Below are 16,947 nucleotides of genomic sequence, written 5' to 3'. Positions count from 1 at the left end.
CCTAGGAGAGTGAATGAGCCCGAAAGCATCGCAAGCGACGTCGGAAGCTTTTCTTGCTGCCCGTCGCCATGGACATAAGGATCAAAAGGGCTCGATTGATGACGGCCGCCAGGACGGATTACTGGCCCGCGCCGACGGACACCACCACGGGGTTGACCCTGAGTCCACCATCGACCGCGAAAACAATCCTGTTGACCCGTGGCGACTCATTGAGCGCGTCCCTAACCGCATGGACCTGGGGGTATCGGAATCCATCTTTGCCCTCTCTAACGGATACATGGGGATGCGCGCGAACCCCTCCGAGGGGCGCGACTCCGCCTACCACGGCACCTACATCAACGGCCTCCACGAAACATGGAACATCCGCCACGCGGAGGACGCCTACGGCTTAGCCCGCAAGGGGCAGACCTTGGTCTCGGCACCCGACGCCAAGCCGATGCGCCTATATATTGACGACGAACCCCTCCGCTTGGGCAGCGCCGACCTCGAAGACTACGAGCGCGTCCTGGACTTCCGCGAGGGCATCCTGCGCCGCAACCTCATCTGGCGCACCCCGTCAGGCAAACGCGTGCGGGTGACCTCCGAGCGAATGATCTCCTTCCAGGAGAAACACCTGGCCATCATGAGCTTGGAGGTTGAGCTTCTCGACGCCGACGCGGCCGTCGTTATTTCGTCGCAAATCCTGAACCGTCAGGACGGCGAGGACGAATACCACGGTGGTGGCAATGGGAACAGCACGAACAGCGCCGCGGAAAAAGACCCACGCCAGGGTGAAACCATTGAAGAACGCGTTCTGATCCCGACGTTCCGGGCTCACCCTGCGCCAGAGCGCGCCACCTTGGGATACCGGTGTGCTGAGTCCGGCATGACCGTGACCTGCAGCATGGACCACGAATTGACAGTGGACATGCCGGGTGCGGAATCACTAAACACTCGTGAAGAAGCGGGCGTGGAAGTGGATGCGCGCGTGCGGGACGATAACGCCCGCGTCGTTCACCACCTCAATGGCAAACAAGGAATGACGATACGGCTGGAAAAGTTCGTGTCCTACCATTCCTCCCGCCATGTGGCGGCTGAAGAATTGGCCTTCCGCTGTGCGCGCACGATTAACCGCGCGGTGCAGGTGGGATTCCCGGCCTTGCAGCAGAACCAGAGGGAATGGCTCAATGCGTTCTGGGAACGATCCGACGTGGAAATCACCGGCCAGCCGGCTATTCAGCAGGCCGTTCGGTGGAACCTGTTCCAGCTGGTACAGGCTTCGGCGCGGGCCGATGGGCATGGTATCCCCGCGAAAGGAATGACGGGATCCGGCTACGGTGGGCATTATTTCTGGGATACGGAAATATATGTCATGCCGTTCCTGAGCTACACGAACCCGTCCTTTGCCAGGAACGCGATGCGGTTCCGTTTCCTCATGCTTCCCGCTGCTCAGGAGCGTACCCGAGAACTCTCCCACGACGGAGCCTTGTTCCCGTGGCGCACCATTAACGGCCTGGAATCAAGTGCGTATTACGCGGCAGGAACCGCCCAGTACCACATCGATGCGGATATCGCGTACGCCCTCATGAAGTACGTGTACGCATCGGGAGATACGGATTTTCTGTTGCGCGAAGGCATCCACATTTTGGTGGGTACGGCGCGGTTTTGGATGTCTTTGGGTTTCTTCGACCGCGATGGCGAATTCAATATTCACTCCGTCACGGGGCCTGACGAGTACACCACCGTGGTGAACAACAACCTCTACACCAATGTCATGGCGGAATATAACTTGCGCGTGGCTGCGGATGTTGTTCGCCAAATGAAGGCCGACCGGCCCAATGACTACGCTGACCTGGCGAAACAGTACGGCCTGGATGAGGAAGAAATAGAGCTGTGGGATAAAGCAGCCGAGCACATGCATATCCTGCTGGACCCGAAATTGGGGATCCACCCGCAGGATGACCAGTTCTTGGAGCGCGAGCGCTGGAACCTCGACGATCCCGCGGTAGGCCCGAAGCGTCCGCTGTTGCTGCACTATCACCCGCTCACCATCTACCGCTACCAGATCATCAAGCAGGCCGACGTCGTGTTGGCGCTGTTCTTGCGTGGTAACCGTTTTACCCGGGAAGAGAAGCTGGCCGACTACAACTACTACGACGAGTTAACCACGGGCGATTCGACCCTGTCCGCCGTTGTCCAGTCCATCGTCGCAGCGGAGCTGGACCTAAAAGACAAGGCGATGGATTTCTTCCTCCGTGGCCTGTTCGTGGACCTGGGTAACTTGCACGGGAACACGAAAGACGGCGTGCACATTGCGTCCACCGGCGGTGTGTGGTCCGCCCTCGTGTACGGCTTCGGTGGCTTCCGTGATTATGAGGGGCGGTACAGCATCAACCCGCGACTGCCTGACGAGTGGGAAGAGCTCATTTATCGGATCACCCTTCATGGTTGTCGCATTCGTGTCGCTATCCGACGTCACTCTGTTGAACTTGTCGTTGAAGAGGGGCTTCACGATGTCGGGCCCATTGAGGTCGGTGGCCGTGAAGTTATTGTGACTCATGAGCCAATGACCATCGCTTTGCCTGGTGAACGCAACCTCGACGATGACTAGTACCGGGCTAATGCCGGACTAGAACTGCCAGCCCCCAACCGGGGGCAGTGAGCTGTCAGGAAATGTCCGTGTTTCTACCTTAATAGGTCTGTTGAGGCTACGCTAACGGGCTACTTCGCACGAAGAAAACAGCATTAACATTGCAGGTCATGGCTAAAAAAATCAACCTTATTATCTCAATGGTCAGTGGGGGTAATGAATTACGCAAAGATGTAGTTGCGAAAAACCCGTCTTGACCACTAGTGATGTACATCACGCCGTAGCGGTGTAAGTGGAGTGCACCTCCCTCGTCGTCGTACAGTAAGGCTGACACTGGAGGTGCCATGACTGTAAAAAACGCGAACCGTGACGCCATTGTTCACGGTAAAATAACGACGGATCCGCTTCGCGACAAGCCGGCATTCCCGTCGTGGGCTATGAAAATGACGATGGCGATCACGGGCCTAATTTTCGGGTTGTTCGTGCTCGTTCATATGATCGGTAACTTAAAGATCTACATGGGGGCGGACCACTACAATGACTACGCAGAATTCCTGCGTACGATGCTTGAACCCTTGTTCCCGCGTGAGGGCGTTCTGTGGATTGCCCGCATTGTCTTACTCGCCTGCTTAGTTTTGCACGTTTATTGCGGCATTGCCTTACATGGACGTGCACGGCAGTCCCGCGGGAAATTCCGCCGGACGGGGCTAGTTTCGGGGATGAACACCTTCGCAGCACGGTCCATGGTTGTGACGGGCCTGGTCCTACTGCTGTTCATTATCTTCCACATTTTGGATTTGACGCTGGGGGTGCGGCCTATCGGATCGAGTGAATTTGAGGAGAACACCACCGGTAATGCGCATGCCTATGCCAACCTCATTCACAGCTTTGATCGTCCTGGGGTTGCGATTTTCTACATCCTTGCCATGGTGATTTTGTTCATCCACCTGTCGCATGGCATTTGGACGGCTATCTCTGATCTTGGAATTACCGGACACCGGTGGCGTCAAGTCATGCTATTTGTCGCTTACATAGTTCCGGCCATCATCATGATTGGCAACATTTCTATTCCCCTCGCTGTTCTGACCGGCGCGGTATCACTGTAGGCGGAGGTTACAAACATGAGTGCAGTTATTCAGAACCCCCACAATCAGGGGCCGGACTTCGACTACGACACCGCTGTTGAGAATTTCACCGCGCCTGATTCCTGCGTCCCCGGAGTGACCCTGGGCTCCAAATTAAAGGACAACGCTCCCCACATGGCGGGGCTCTCGCAGGCCGATGAGTGGGATTACGCTAAGCAACACTTCAAGCTGGTCTCCCCCCTGAACCGCAAGAAATTCACGGTCCTCGTCGTCGGTACCGGTTTGGCCGGCGGAGCTGCCGCCGCAGCGCTGGGCGAGCTGGGCTATGACGTCAAGGTATTCACTTACCACGACGCTCCTCGCCGTGCTCACTCTATTGCCGCGCAGGGTGGTGTGAACTCGTCTCGCTCGAAGAAGCTGGACAATGACTCCACCTACAACCACACCAAAGACACGGTAAAGGGTGGCGACTACCGCTGCCGCGAGAACGACTGCTGGCGTCTGGCAGAAGAATCCCCTCGGGTCATTGACCACATGAATGCCGTGGGTGCACCGTTCTCCCGCGAGTACGGCGGAACGCTAGCTACCCGTTCATTCGGTGGTGTCCAGGTTTCTCGTACCTATTACACCCGCGGGCAGACAGGCCAGCAGCTACAGCTGGCGACGACCTCCGCTTTGCAGCGCCAGATTGGTGCCGGCTCGGTAGAGATCTTCACCCACAACGAGATGATGGATCTCATTATCGACGGCGGTCGATGCCAGGGCATCGTCACCCGTAACCTCATTACGGGCGAGCTGACCGCCCACACCGGCCACGCCGTGATCCTGGGAACCGGCGGCTACGGCAACGTCTACTACATGTCCACGTTGGCGAAGAACTCCAACGCGTCGGCCATTATGCGTGCCTACGACCAAGGCGCCTACATGGCATCGCCGTCATTCGTGCAGTTCCACCCGACCGGTATCCCCGTGAACTCGGACTGGCAGTCCAAGACGATTCTGATGTCGGAATCGCTGCGTAACGATGCACGCGTCTGGACGCCGAAGAAGAAGGCCGACGACCGCGACCCCAATGACATCCCGGAAGACGAGCGCGACTACTTCCTGGAGCGTCGCTACCCGGCATTCGGTAACCTCGTCCCCCGCGATATCGCCTCCCGTGCGAACTCGCAGCAGATCAACGGCGGATACGGCGTCGGACCATTGCACAACTCCGTGTACTTGGATCTGCGCGACGCCATTCAGCGTCTGGGTAAGGACGTGATCAAGGAGCGTTACGGCAACTTGATCCAGATGTATGAAGAGACGATTGGTGAATCCGCATACGAGACACCAATGCGTATCGCTCCGACCTGCCACTACGTGATGGGTGGCCTGTGGACCGACTTCAACGACATGACGAACATCCCCGGCCTTTTCGCCGCCGGTGAGGCATCCTGGATGTACCACGGCGCGAACCGCTTGGGTGCAAACTCGCTGCTGTCGGCGTCGATCGACGGTTGGTTCACCTTGCCGTTCACGATTCCGAACTACCTGGCACCGCTGCTGGGCACGAAGGTGCTCCCGGCTGATTCGCCGGCCGCTCAGGAAGCCCTGGAACGCTCCAAGAAGCGCATCGAGAAGTTGATGAACATCCAGGCGAAGGACCCGCACGGGCCGGAATACTTCCACCGCAAGCTGGGAGACATCCTGTACTTCTCCTGCGGTGTGTCCCGAAACGTCGAAAATCTGGAAAAGGGCATCAAGGACATTCGCGAATTGCGCGACGAGTTCTGGCAGAACCTGCACATCCCGGGTGACGTCGATAACCTCAACCAGGTGTTGGAATACGCCAACCGTGTTGCTGACTACATGGACCTCGCCGAGCTCATGTGCGTTGACGCCATGGACCGCGACGAATCCTGTGGTGCCCACTATCGCGACGACCACCTCTCTGAAGACGGTGAGGCAGAGCGCGATGACTCCAAGTGGTGCTTCGTCTCTGCGTGGGAACACAACGGCGATGGCAAGTTCATCCGCCACGCCGAGCCCCTGTACTTCGACCGCATCCCTCTGATGACAAGGAACTACAAGTAATGAAACTGCATCTAGAGATCTGGCGTCAGGCGGGCCCGGAATCCGAAGGACACTTCGAGTCTGTCGATGTCGATGACGCCGTCGAGCAAATGTCCATCCTCGAGCTGCTGGACCACGTCAACGAAGGCTACATTGAGCAAGGCAAAGAGCCTTTCGCTTTCGCCTCTGACTGCCGTGAAGGTATTTGCGGCACCTGCGGCTTGACCATCAACGGCCGCCCGCACGGTCCGGACAAGAACAAGCCGGCCTGCCAGCAGCGCCTGTTCAACTTCAAAGATGGTGACAGCATCAAGATCGAGCCTCTGCGCTCTGCGGCATACCCCGTGATCAAAGACATGATCGTGGACCGCTCCGCACTGGATCGCGTGCTGGAACAAGGCGGATTTATCTCCGTCATGGCTGGTACCGCCCCCGATGCGGACTTCCTGCCCATGAACCACGCGGATGCCGAGAAAGCCCTTGACTTCGCGGCATGTATCGGCTGTGGCGCTTGCGTCGCGGCCTGCCCGAACGGTGCAGCGCACCTTTTCACCGGCGCGAAGTTGGAGCACTTGAAGCTCATGCCGCTGGGTAAGCAAGAGCGCGGTAAGCGTGCCCGCAAGATGGTGGACAACCTGGAAACCACCTTCGGCCCATGCTCGTTGTTCGGTGAATGTGCCGACGTCTGCCCAGCAGGAATCCCATTGACCGCTGTGGCAGCCGTGACGAAGGAGCGCACCCGCTCCGCGCTGCGGAACAAGGACAAATAGGTCACACACCTGTCACTCCCACGTTCTGTTGGCCTGCGCAGACACCGCAGGGTGGCAGTTCAGGGGTGACCCCACGTTGGCTTATGGGTAGTCTTTTACCCACAAGCCACTACACTAAGGGTCACACTCTATGACCCACCCTGATTCAGGTCGTGAAAGGTAAAGTTATGTCTTCGTCTGAGGTTCAATTTGAAGGCGAACCGCACTACATAGAGGGCTATGTCCCCGTATCCCTCGCATCACCGCATTCATCCCTGCACAGTAGCAAGACATGGTCGGGGATGGGATTTGTCCTCTCCTCACTCGCCTTCTTCGGCATCTTCATTTTCGGCCTCGCCACCGAGATTTTTGGTGGGCAAGGTTGGTCCACATACATGCTGATCGGCGGGCTTATTAGCGGTATCCTGTGCCTCGCACTCGGCTTCGGCCTCATTCACGCTGGCCGTGCCCCCTATCGTGAGTACAAGAAGCGCACCGGACGCCTTCACTAAAAGACGCCGCGATGTGTGTGGCTGTGCTTGTTCCGAGCGGTTTAGCGCTGTTCAGCACGGCCCCTGCATGAATTGTGCATGCGTGAAGGTCATCAATATCGCGCTTAGGTGAAATCAGATCCTGAGCACCTCCAGCAACGCCACCCCGTGTACATGGGGTGGCGTTGTTTTATGTCTGCAGGGTCGGGGGATCCAGCAAGACGCAAGTACGAACACGAGGCGTGTGCACCACGTGTTAGCGCATGCGTGTCGTGTCCTACCGCCCTGGCACAATAGAACCGTGACTGATTCTGGACCCCGTCATGCCCTTCCCGCGGACAATTCCCCTGATAACGATTCACCTACCCGTGCCTCTTCTGGAGACAACCTGCCACGTCGCACGTCCTCCGACGCAGCTGTAGCCAGGCACGACGCATCCCGGCGCGGAGAGCACGCAGCCGCGGAAGCTCCTGTAGCCGTTAACCACCGCGGCCAGGTCGCCTCTCAGGCGCCCGCTCCACGTGGCACTGCGCCGTCACCCTCGCCGTCAGCCCCGGCAGGGTCGTCGTCACCTTCATCCACCTCGCCGTCGATGGAAACCCTTCCGCCGGTCAGCGATGAGGCAGGCCGTCGTCGAGAATTGAAAAAATACAAAGCCATCGCCACAGGGCTGTTGGTTCTCGCAACGGTGATCTATCTCGTGTGCCGGTGGTTGGAGCAGGATTCCGACGCCGCCTGGATCGGTTATGTGCGCGCCGCCTCCGAAGCGGGCATGGTCGGTGCGCTCGCGGACTGGTTCGCCGTGACGGCGCTGTTCCGGCGGCCCATGCACTTGCCTATTCCTCACACGGCGATCATTCGACGCAAAAAAGACCAGGTCGGCGAGGCATTATCGGGGTTCGTGAGGGACAACTTCCTCAATGCCGAGCTCATTACCGACAAGGTCCAGAAGGCCGACATTCCCGCCAGAGTGGGGCAGTGGGCGTCGGAACCGGCCAATGCGGCGCGCGTGTCCGAAGAGGTTGGTAACGCGACGATCGCTATCGTTGAGGGCATCGACGATGACGAAGCCGCGGAGATGATCCGCACGATGGTGATCGACCGCATTGCGGAGCCGGATTGGGGGCCTCCCGCGGGTGCGCTCATGGAGCAATTCATTGCAGAGGGGAAGGCCGAGCCCGTCGTCGACACGATTATTTCCTGGGCATATGACCGCGCGCGTGATTCCGAGGAACTCATTACGCGGTTGCTCAACCAGCGGGCGCCGTCGTGGGCACCAGGGTTCATCAACGACCTTGTGGGCGAGCGCGTGTACCGGGAGGTCGTCGATTTTGCGTACAAGGTGAAGACGGAGCCGGACCATGAGGCCCGCCAGGCGCTGCGTCGGGTAGTCAATCAATGGGCTTCGGACCTGCAGCATGATCCGGAGATGATCAACAGGGTCGAGGAATTTAAACACGATATGCTGTCCTCCGCACCCGTGCAAGCTGTGCCTGCGACCGTGTGGCGCAATATGAAAGAACAAATCGTTCGCATGGCGTCGGATCCGCAAACACATGTGCGACGCAGAATCGCCGAGGAAGTCTCACTGTATGCCAACCGGCTGTTGACGGATCCGGAACTCCGCGCGCGATGGGGCGAGCGCGTCACGGGAACCGCGCGGTATATCGCGCAAAACTTCTCCGGCGAAGTGACCAGCATTATTTCCGAAACTGTGGAGCGTTGGGATGCTGACGAAGCCAGCGACAAGATCGAGCTCATGGTGGGGAAGGACCTGCAATACATTCGCTTTAATGGCACCATTGTGGGATCCTTGGCCGGGCTGCTGATTTACACGCTCTCGCAGCTGGTGCTGAGCCTGTAGTCTGGCAGTGAATCCGCCACCCTTGAAAACTACGTAGTGGGAGAGTCCGCGATGCATGTCATGATGACAATTTTCATGGTCCTCGGCTGGGTCATGGTGGCCATGAAATTAGCCATCACGGTCGTGGGTGTCGTGGGCGCCATCGTTGTGGCATCCACCCGCTCTGACGCGTTCGAAGCCGGGGATCGGCGCCCTAAGTGGCAGTGGTTCGGAATCCTAGTGGTATCGACGCTTCTCGTACTGTTCACCAGGAGCTTCATCTGGCTCTTCGGCATCGTGGCCATCGGCGTGTACTGGTTCGACGTACACCCGCAGCTCAAGAGCATCCAAAACGGCGAATACTACTGATCGTTCTGCGTCCCCAGAATCTGATTGGCATTATCCGACAGCGCTTCCAGATCGACGTCGTGACCTTCCTCCGTCACGCGCATACCCCGGCTGGTGACCTCCACGTGGGTCGCCTTTAGCTCCTTATTGCTGACGTTGGCGGCCTCCTCAATTTGCGACGTCAGAACGTCGGCCACTGACTGCGGAAGCGACATACCGAGCAACTTCGCGTTGGTCACCTTCATAGTGAGGTCGCCGTCGTCGATAGTGGGCTTGATCTCGAGATCGGCCAGGCCACCGGATAGCTCGAGGCTGAAGGAGCCTTTGGATGGGTTGGGGTTGACGGCCGTGACTTTGATGGCGCGATCGGCAATAGATTGCGCCGCGGGGGAATAGGCAGCTTGGCGGTAGGCCTCGCTGCTGGCGTTCTGCGAATTGGTGTTTGAACTGCTCTTTCGCGTCACGCCACCCTGTGCCGCGGCTTCGATGTAATCGGTGGACAGCGTGGTATCCAGCGTGAGCGTGCCCGCCTTGTGGGAGTTCATGTTGAGGTTATCAATCGTGATTGTCGACGGCGGGTACCCGCTGACGTCGGGTGCGGACGTGGTGCCGTCGGGGTAGGTCACGTCGAGTGAATTCGGAATATCCACCTTCACATGGCTGAGCTTGCGCGTGATTATCGCAGGTAGAACCGGGTGCGTGCCGAACGAGACCTGTGTGGAGGACGACGAGCCATCCGCGTGCTCTGAGAGCTCCTTTTTAATGTGAGAGGACACGTAGGCCCGCGCGGCAAATTCGGCGACCACGAGTACCACGATGGCCAGCACGATGACGACCACCATGATTTTTCCCAAAGAAGACTTAGAGCGATTCACGCGGACAAGTAAACCGGAGATCGTGGGGGCTCGGCAAGGGAAAATGCCGTATTTAGGAATGTTGTAGAAAACTATTCAGCAAATTCACAGAGTAAGGGGCGTTTACGGGGCATAGTGGCTGGTTTCTGGGGGCTCGTTCGTGAGAGTAAGGCTCACACGAGTGAGATATACGATCCCTGAAGAACTGGGGCATGATCTTCCATCGAATGATCGAAGAAACGGGTTATCTGGGGCCCAGCGGTAAGTTCCGGTCTGTTAGGGGGGATCTAGAACTTCACCCTCTGCATAATTCTCTCCTAGGGGTGGTCGCCTTAACGACGATGAAGTTTACGGCATCGTTCTCCAACTTAGCCGGGGGTGGTTAGCCCAATGACAAGACATCGGTAGTTGGATGAAAACCATCCAGAATTTCGAAGAAAGGAACTAAAACTCGGCTCCGTATTTTTTCGGTGGCTGTCGAATCTAGTTTTTAGGAACCATTCACCCCGATTTGGAGGTGGTCTCGTATAGGATTTTCTCAGCCACTTAAGTGCAAACTCAATAAAGTAAGAGCATATAATCTTATATATCCTCTAAAGGAGCAAACATGGTGACTAAACATGCCGTGTTTTTTAGGGTTGGGGTACGAGCTCTGCAAGCTTGGAGGAGTAACCACGCGGAGATCAACGCGTTTCTCGATAACTGTAGCCCAGATGGGCATGCCGAGAATCCGCACACCTCTGGAAGTGACGTGTCAGCACATGGTTTCTGGAGAAAAAATGACTGTAATAATAACCGCGCTAATGTTCGCGTTGATTTAGCCGCTTTTTGGGGGAACCGGAATACCGGCATAGGTACGTGGATAACAGTCGCATCAAACAGTCAGACTATCGAGCCAGGGGAGGTCGTGGAAATCGGGTTACGTCACGTGCGCATTGTTATGATTCCTCAACTCCAGTGAGTTGGCGGAACACAACAGATGTTGACGTAATTAATGAGCGGGACTGGCCTGGGAAGCAGGAAAACATCCAAAATCTCAACTGTGCCCCCAGAGACTAGGTTTTAGATGATGAAGGTTATCGATTATGTCCGGTGGATGGGAATTGCTGCCTGGACTGGTGGGCTAGCTATTCCCCGACACTCGCGCGGACTGGCACTGAAGCCGGGGAGTTCCGCACGGCATATTTCGATCGAGAGTGCGGGAGGTTGTGCCCGGACATTAGAGACCATCGAACGGGAATACACGCATATTCAGTGGCTTCTCGGTGGTTCACCTCTCGACGAAACGGCGCTGGACTACGTCTACCAGCAGGATCTGCGTATAACAGCCGGTGCCCTCATGAACCGCGCTTTCGCTGTTGTTGATTTCGGTGATACTCCCCGTGATTACAGCCCGGAGGCGTCGGTGGCGGTGGCACGTGAGGTCAGTACAACCGCAGCTGGTTCAGCACTATCAGGACACATCCCTGCTTGGAACCTGGCTGAACCACTGGGGTTGCTCGCTTTGGTTGTGCGGGAGTACTTCACTGGTTCCACTATCCAGGAACTCACCCGCGACTACGTGCACCGTTGGAGTGAAGGGAGCCGTCAGACCGGTAGTGGCAACCATGTTGGTAGCCCGATGGCCTTTGGGCGGCTTGCCTACAGCATTGCTCGTCATCCTGATAGCAAATTAGCGTCTCCCGTTACTCCCATCACGCTGCACGTCCACGCAGAGGATCCGATTTTCACTGAACGGGTACTGGAGCGACTCATAAACCGAGCCCAGGCGTTCGCGACCACCTTCGGAAGTACCGTCGATTGTCGAGCAGTCTTTCACAATGTCCGGCGTCACTCTTCGTGTGACCGAGGCTGTCACCCCACCACTCGGAGCAGAGCCACAGGTCAATCGCGAGTGTGAGTCTGTTGTCCTGCATCGTGATCCGGATAGCGGCGTTATTCAGGCTCGTCCGTTTACACCAGGTCGGACTCTCATTGATCGTCGTATTCAATGGGGTGATTATCTCCGGCCGGCTGAGGTAATTGACCAGTTACAGCGCGAGTGTTCCTTGGCTGATCCTGATTGTCTTGGGGCTCACGCGACGCCGACGTTGATGTGGGAATCATTGGCGACGTGGGGACTGTCGGACGACGTCCGATCCGGAATGAGTGACAAGTCTGAACTCGACGCTATTTCTGTGGATCGCGAACCACACACGTCCAGCCCGACAACAACCGTGCGCGCGGTCCACCCCAATGTTGTGTCATTAATGCGTGACTCGGTAGATCGACCGCTGTTCACCGTGGAGGTCGACGCTACTGCTCCGCTGGGCAACGTGATCCATGATGTGTGCGATGTGTTGGACGAACTCGGAGTTACTCCAGCGATGGACTTTCCCGTCGAGATAGTGCGGGCTGAGACAGCGTCAAGCATTCGCGGGTAGCGGGATCTGCTGCCGAGCACTGCATTACGGTAGCTATCGCGCGTAGGGATGACGATACAGAAAATCCAGAGCACGATGCACTAATTGAAGGGGTCAACGATGCAGTGAACCAGACCTGCTCCGCCCATTTTCCTGATTTACACATCGTGTGCGAGATCGTTGATGGGGACGAATGCGTCGATATCCGCCAGTGGGTCACAGCTCTTGGATACCATCCAGTTTCTGGACTCTTACCAGCATATATGCAACTCGAGCGCCTGGGCTGAGTAGGACTGCAGACGGCTAGCGTCGGGCAATACCTCACCCTTCCGTAACAACCTTCCATGGCACGGTGATGACGTTGTCGCGGATTCGTCGCCTCGGGGGAGCGACGGGAAATCCAGATCGGTGCAGGTAGGACAGCGCTTCCCGCCACCGGACGCGGGGGCCGTACACATCGAACGGTGCTGTTCTGTTCCACGCGTCGTCGAGCGTCATCAACAGATCGTGGACGGGGTCGCCCGGAACATTGCGGTGGATCAGAGCTTTAGGCAGACGTTCGGCTAGCTCAGAGGGCTTGTCAACGTCGAAAGGGTCCCATGCGAGGGTCAGCGTGCGCGGTCCGTCGGCGTCGAGGAGAATCCACGAGCACCGGCGGCCGAGTTCGTCGCAGGTCCCTTCGATGATGTGCCCGCCCGGCGCGAGTCGCGATTGCATCGTGTCCCACGCGGCGTGAACATCCGCGACATCGTATTGCCGCAGCACATTGAACGCGCGGACCAGGTGCGGCCGCAGCCCAGCCAGCTCAAACCCGCCGAGCGCGAAATGAACCCCATCGCGGTCGGGGAGGACGCGCTCGGGGTCGATCTCCAGGCCGGTGACGTCGATAGTAGGGCGAATAGTGCGCAAACGGGCGGCCCACTCGCAGGTCGTTGTCCAGCTCGCGCCGTACCCAACATCCACGGCCAGGGGCCTCTCCGCATGGAGGAGCGTGTGGCGCAGCTCCGTGTTATGAACAACCCAGCGATCGCATCGCCGCAGCCGGTTAATCCCCGTCGTTCCCCGTGTCACAGTGCCGACGGGCCCGTTCCCGCTCCACGATGGTGTGCGGACATTATGGGCGCGCAGATTCCGCGTCCCAGCGTCGGGATGGCGGCGATTCCCATGTGGGGTCGAGGGTTTGTCCATAGGGGGTGCGGTTCAGCAGGAGAGTGAGGTTTGAAGCGTCGTTAGCGGTGGTGTGGATGTGGTACTACCCACTCGTCGATAGTGATCGTAGACTGAGGAGCCGTACTGTCACGAGTCAACCGGGGCTGAACGGCAGCCCACCAATCCGACACTAAGGCTGAGCAGATGAGTTCTTTACCGACGAGTCCGCAGCAGGATTCTACCGATGACCTCCTGGAGCGCCTGGACGCGACCGTTGGTGTGTCCGTCGTCCGCGGGAAGTCATTCGCGGACTTAACGACGTTGCGCATCGGCGGTACTCCGCGCGCTGTCGTTGAGGTAACAACCCCCGGCGCCGTCGCCACAGTGGTCAAGGAGGTCGTTGATGCTCAGGTGCCGTGGATCGTCGTCGGTGGTGGATCGAACTTGGTGGTCGCGGAGAGCCCGTCGGTGGAGGAGCTGATTGCCGTTCATTTGATGGTTCGCCGGCCTATTTTGGACGATCCCGATGATGACGAATCGCAGCTAGCACCCGTGATGATGGACGTTCACGAGGGCACAGTGAGCTGTTTCGGTGGCGTCGAGTGGGATGCTCTCGTGGCCGCGACCGTGACATCGGGTTTGGGCGGATTGGAATGCCTGTCGGGGATTCCGGGGTCGGTCGGTGCGACGCCGGTGCAGAATGTGGGTGCGTATGGCGTTGAGGTGTCCTCGGTGCTGCAGCGCGTGCTGTTGACGTATTGCGGCGATGATGAGCACGAGGCCGGTGCGCAGGAGTGGGTCACTCCCGACACCCTCGACCTGGCCTACCGCTACTCGAATATCAAGTTCACTCGGCGCGCCGTGGTGACGGCTGTGGAGTTCCAATTGACGCCCGGGGGAGTGTCGGCCCCGCTTCGCTATGGTGAGTTGGCCCGGCGCTTGGGGGTGACTCCGGAAGAATCAGCCCAGGAAGGTGGGGCTCGACGACCAGCCGCTGCGGTGCGTGAGGTGGTCCTCCAGCTGCGTCACGGTAAGGGAATGGTTCTCGACGAGAACGATCATGACACCTGGTCAGCGGGCTCGTTCTTCACTAACCCCATTATCGACGCGGACGCCCTGCCTCTTATCCGTAAGGCTGTCCGTCAGCGGTGTGGTGATGACGTCGCGGAATCGATGCCAGCATTCCCCGTCGGCGATCGTGTGAAGCTATCGGCAGCGTGGTTGATCGATAAGTCGGGGCTGACGAAAGGATGGAAAGTTCACGCGCATGCTCCTGCGTCATTGTCGACGAAGCACACGCTGGCGTTGACCAACCGCGGTGGAGCGAGCAGCGCGGATATCGTCGAGCTCGCCCACGCCGTGCAGGACCACGTCCGGGACGTTTTCGGCGTGAGTTTGGAACCCGAGCCGGTGTGGGTGGGGTTTTAGGCCCGGCCAGCTGCGGCCGGCGACCGCGCTAGGCGGGCCACTAGCCCCGCAACCTGCTAGCTCCGGGCGTTCTAGCTCCGCTTCGAGCGCTCAATGATGTCATCGCGGACATCGCGTCGGCGGATCTTGCCCATCTGGTCCCGCGGTAGATCATCAAGGTGGTAGAACGTGCGGGGCACCTTGTACCGGGCCAGGGATTTCCGGCAGTAATCCTTCAGACCCTCCGGATCCAGGGCCGCGCCGGGTTCAAGGCTAATCGCGGCGACGACGGTTTCGGACCCATCCTCGCGCGGCAGGCCGACCACGGTGGAATCCTCCACGTCGGGGTGCTGGTTCAGAACGTCCTCCACCTCTTGCGGATACACGTTAAACCCGCCGGTGATGATGATTTCCTTGGTCCGCGCGACCAAGCGAATGAATCCGTCAGGCTCCATGATTCCCACGTCACCGGTGATGTACCAGCCGTCATGGAAGCTCCTCGCGTTGGCCTCAGGAGCATTGATGTAGCCAGAGAAAACCTGTGGGCCTTTGACCAGCAGCTCTCCGGCTTCCCCGTCGGGCATGGTGCGGTCCAAATTATCTTTGTCCGCAATCCGAATGATGGTGTCGGGGAACGGAATGCCGACGTACCCGGGCCGTCGATCGTCGGTCATAGGGTTTCCTGCGATGATCGGCGAAGTCTCCGTCAGCCCGTAGCCCTCGATGAGGTGCCCCTTGGTCAGAGCTTCCCACTTTTCGACGGTGGACACGGGCAGCGACGACGCCCCCGAGAACGAATTGCGCACCCCGTGGATGTCGATACCCTTCTCCGCGGCCTCCTGAGCGATGCGCCCATACAGGGTTGGCACCCCGGGCAGCCACGTCGGCGTTTGCTTTTTCATGATCGACATGATGAGTTTCATGTCCGGCGTCGGCAGCAAGATGAGCTTGGCGCCACCAATAAACGGGCCGAACAGCATATTCATCGTGATGCCGTAGGCGTGGAACATCGGCAGCGCGACGAGGAACGTTTCCTTGCCGGGACGCAGATCGGGCACCCACGCCTTGCCCTGGACGACATTGGCCACCAAGTTCCGGTGGCGGAGCTCCGCACCCTTAGGTGCCCCCGTCGTCCCGGACGTGTACAGAATCAGCGCGGGGTCGTCGGGATCCGCCTCATAGGGTTCGATGGTGGATCCATCCCCACCTAAACCGTCGGACACCAGTGTTTCCCATGGCACAGTCCCGTCGACGGAGGTTGTGAGCTTGTTTCGCATGGTGGCCAGAGGCGGGAGCGGGATGCGGAGGGCGATGCGATAGTGCAAGGGCATGGCCTTCGTCATATCCACCGAGACGATGGTGTCAAGAGCGGTGTGTGGGTCCCTGCGGAGAGTTTCGACCATTCCCACCGACTTGTCCCACGCGATGGCGATGCGGGCATCGTGATCCGCGAAGGGGCCTTTCAGCTCTGGGGCGGTGTAGAGCGGGTTGTGCTCGACGGGAACCGCGCCCAACATGATGCAAGCGAAGAAAGCGTGGACATGCTGGGGGCAGTTGGGCATGAGGAGTGCGACGCGGTCACCCCGACGCACCCCGAGCGCGTAGAGCCCGGCGGCAGCCCGTCGTACTTCTTGGTCGACATCTTTCCACGATTGTTCGGCACCGAAGAAGGAAATGCCTGGTCGGTTGCCAAATTTAGCCAGGTTGTCGCGGTAAATGGTGGACAGTGTCATGCCCTCATAATCCAGCTGGTGGCCGGTCCAATCGGGGTAGTACTGTAGCCAGGCTTTGTCGTCGGTTGCTCCCATGTCTGTGCTTTCTGTTATCGATATCTCGTGTGAGGACACTCAGGTAAGTCTTCACCCTAACCTTAACCATGCTCACATAAAAGTTTTTATAGATAAAACTATCACGGGTAGGAGAGTTTCGCAGACCAGGCCGGAGCACCATGCACCAGGCCGGAGCGCCCACGCGACGCTTGCACGGTGTGGCGAT

The 16,947-nt window shown here is 58.5% G+C and carries 13 protein-coding genes; 10 read left to right on the top strand and 3 right to left on the bottom strand.

Going from position 1 to position 16,947, the window contains the following annotated elements:
• Positions 1 to 13 precede the first annotated feature (13 nt).
• The 7 genes from ACWORE_RS08575 to ACWORE_RS08545 all read left to right on the top strand — a co-directional run bounded on the left by ACWORE_RS08575 (position 14) and on the right by ACWORE_RS08545 (position 9,161).
• Entirely contained in the window at positions 14 to 2,590 is a 2,577-nt protein-coding gene (locus tag ACWORE_RS08575) for a glycoside hydrolase family 65 protein (RefSeq protein WP_455303526.1), read from the top strand.
• 323 nt (positions 2,591 to 2,913) lie between these two features.
• Complete coding sequence (locus ACWORE_RS08570) at positions 2,914 to 3,675, top strand: succinate dehydrogenase cytochrome b subunit (protein ID WP_296137585.1); 762 nt, start codon at positions 2,914 to 2,916, stop codon at positions 3,673 to 3,675.
• 15 nt (positions 3,676 to 3,690) lie between these two features.
• Entirely contained in the window at positions 3,691 to 5,730 is a 2,040-nt protein-coding gene (locus tag ACWORE_RS08565) for a fumarate reductase/succinate dehydrogenase flavoprotein subunit (RefSeq protein WP_296137587.1), read from the top strand.
• A complete protein-coding gene (locus ACWORE_RS08560) occupies positions 5,730 to 6,479 on the top strand; it encodes a succinate dehydrogenase/fumarate reductase iron-sulfur subunit (RefSeq protein WP_046205073.1) in 750 nt (249 codons plus the stop codon). The genes ACWORE_RS08565 and ACWORE_RS08560 overlap by 1 nt, the downstream gene beginning before the upstream one ends.
• 167 nt (positions 6,480 to 6,646) lie before the next feature.
• The gene (locus ACWORE_RS08555) at positions 6,647 to 6,970 is read left to right on the top strand and encodes a hypothetical protein (RefSeq protein WP_406605177.1); all 324 of its coding nucleotides are present in this window, start codon (positions 6,647 to 6,649) and stop codon (positions 6,968 to 6,970) included.
• Between the two features lie 280 nt (positions 6,971 to 7,250).
• A complete protein-coding gene (locus ACWORE_RS08550) occupies positions 7,251 to 8,813 on the top strand; it encodes a DUF445 domain-containing protein (RefSeq protein WP_406605176.1) in 1,563 nt (520 codons plus the stop codon).
• Between the two features lie 60 nt (positions 8,814 to 8,873).
• A complete protein-coding gene (locus tag ACWORE_RS08545; RefSeq protein WP_296137597.1) occupies positions 8,874 to 9,161 on the top strand; it encodes a DUF2516 family protein in 288 nt (95 codons plus the stop codon).
• Here the strand turns inward: ACWORE_RS08545 and ACWORE_RS08540 are convergent.
• Positions 9,155 to 10,015: an LmeA family phospholipid-binding protein gene (locus ACWORE_RS08540; protein ID WP_455303525.1), complete on the bottom strand. Its 861-nt coding sequence runs from the start codon at positions 10,013 to 10,015 to the stop codon at positions 9,155 to 9,157. The genes ACWORE_RS08545 and ACWORE_RS08540 overlap by 7 nt on opposite strands.
• A 1,045-nt stretch (positions 10,016 to 11,060) precedes the next feature.
• Here ACWORE_RS08540 and ACWORE_RS08535 point away from each other — a divergent pair.
• Together ACWORE_RS08535 and ACWORE_RS08530 are read left to right on the top strand one after the other, a co-directional pair.
• Complete coding sequence (locus ACWORE_RS08535) at positions 11,061 to 11,894, top strand: hypothetical protein (protein ID WP_296137602.1); 834 nt, start codon at positions 11,061 to 11,063, stop codon at positions 11,892 to 11,894.
• On the top strand, positions 11,815 to 12,417 hold the full coding sequence (locus ACWORE_RS08530; RefSeq protein WP_296137605.1) for a hypothetical protein: 603 nt from the start codon (positions 11,815 to 11,817) through the stop codon (positions 12,415 to 12,417). Before ACWORE_RS08535 ends, ACWORE_RS08530 begins: the two co-directional genes overlap by 80 nt.
• 300 nt (positions 12,418 to 12,717) lie before the next feature.
• Here ACWORE_RS08530 and ACWORE_RS08525 read toward each other — a convergent pair whose 3' ends face one another.
• Positions 12,718 to 13,584, bottom strand: coding sequence for a methyltransferase domain-containing protein (locus ACWORE_RS08525; protein WP_406605174.1), 867 nt, complete (start codon positions 13,582 to 13,584; stop codon positions 12,718 to 12,720).
• Between the two features lie 165 nt (positions 13,585 to 13,749).
• Here ACWORE_RS08525 and ACWORE_RS08520 point away from each other — a divergent pair, with 165 nt between their 5' ends.
• A complete protein-coding gene (locus ACWORE_RS08520) occupies positions 13,750 to 14,973 on the top strand; it encodes a UDP-N-acetylmuramate dehydrogenase (RefSeq protein WP_455303524.1) in 1,224 nt (407 codons plus the stop codon).
• A 71-nt stretch (positions 14,974 to 15,044) separates the two neighbouring features.
• On the opposite strand, the gene ACWORE_RS08515 is transcribed toward ACWORE_RS08520, so the two are convergent.
• A complete protein-coding gene (locus ACWORE_RS08515) occupies positions 15,045 to 16,799 on the bottom strand; it encodes a long-chain-fatty-acid--CoA ligase (RefSeq protein WP_455303523.1) in 1,755 nt (584 codons plus the stop codon).
• Positions 16,800 to 16,947: the final 148 nt, after the last annotated feature.

This window comes from Corynebacterium sp. c7Ub_26 (genome assembly GCF_053760365.1).
The sequence above is the reverse complement of the archived record's forward strand: the minus strand, read 5'-3'. Positions and strand labels throughout refer to the sequence as shown.

What these genes read in the sequence shown, in the direction of transcription:
- ACWORE_RS08555 (WP_406605177.1), top strand. Translation starts at nt 6,647, where the DNA reads ATGTCTTCGTCTGAGGTTCAATTTGAAGGCGAACCGCACTACATAGAG.
- ACWORE_RS08570 (WP_296137585.1), top strand. Translation starts at nt 2,914, where the DNA reads ATGACTGTAAAAAACGCGAACCGTGACGCCATTGTTCACGGTAAAATA.
- ACWORE_RS08545 (WP_296137597.1), top strand. Translation starts at nt 8,874, where the DNA reads ATGATGACAATTTTCATGGTCCTCGGCTGGGTCATGGTGGCCATGAAA.
- ACWORE_RS08565 (WP_296137587.1), top strand. Translation starts at nt 3,691, where the DNA reads ATGAGTGCAGTTATTCAGAACCCCCACAATCAGGGGCCGGACTTCGAC.
- ACWORE_RS08520 (WP_455303524.1), top strand. Translation starts at nt 13,750, where the DNA reads ATGAGTTCTTTACCGACGAGTCCGCAGCAGGATTCTACCGATGACCTC.
- ACWORE_RS08525 (WP_406605174.1), bottom strand. Translation starts at nt 13,584, where the DNA reads ATGGACAAACCCTCGACCCCACATGGGAATCGCCGCCATCCCGACGCT.
- ACWORE_RS08530 (WP_296137605.1), top strand. Translation starts at nt 11,815, where the DNA reads ATGTCCGGCGTCACTCTTCGTGTGACCGAGGCTGTCACCCCACCACTC.
- ACWORE_RS08575 (WP_455303526.1), top strand. Translation starts at nt 14, where the DNA reads ATGAGCCCGAAAGCATCGCAAGCGACGTCGGAAGCTTTTCTTGCTGCC.
- ACWORE_RS08535 (WP_296137602.1), top strand. Translation starts at nt 11,061, where the DNA reads ATGATGAAGGTTATCGATTATGTCCGGTGGATGGGAATTGCTGCCTGG.
- ACWORE_RS08560 (WP_046205073.1), top strand. Translation starts at nt 5,730, where the DNA reads ATGAAACTGCATCTAGAGATCTGGCGTCAGGCGGGCCCGGAATCCGAA.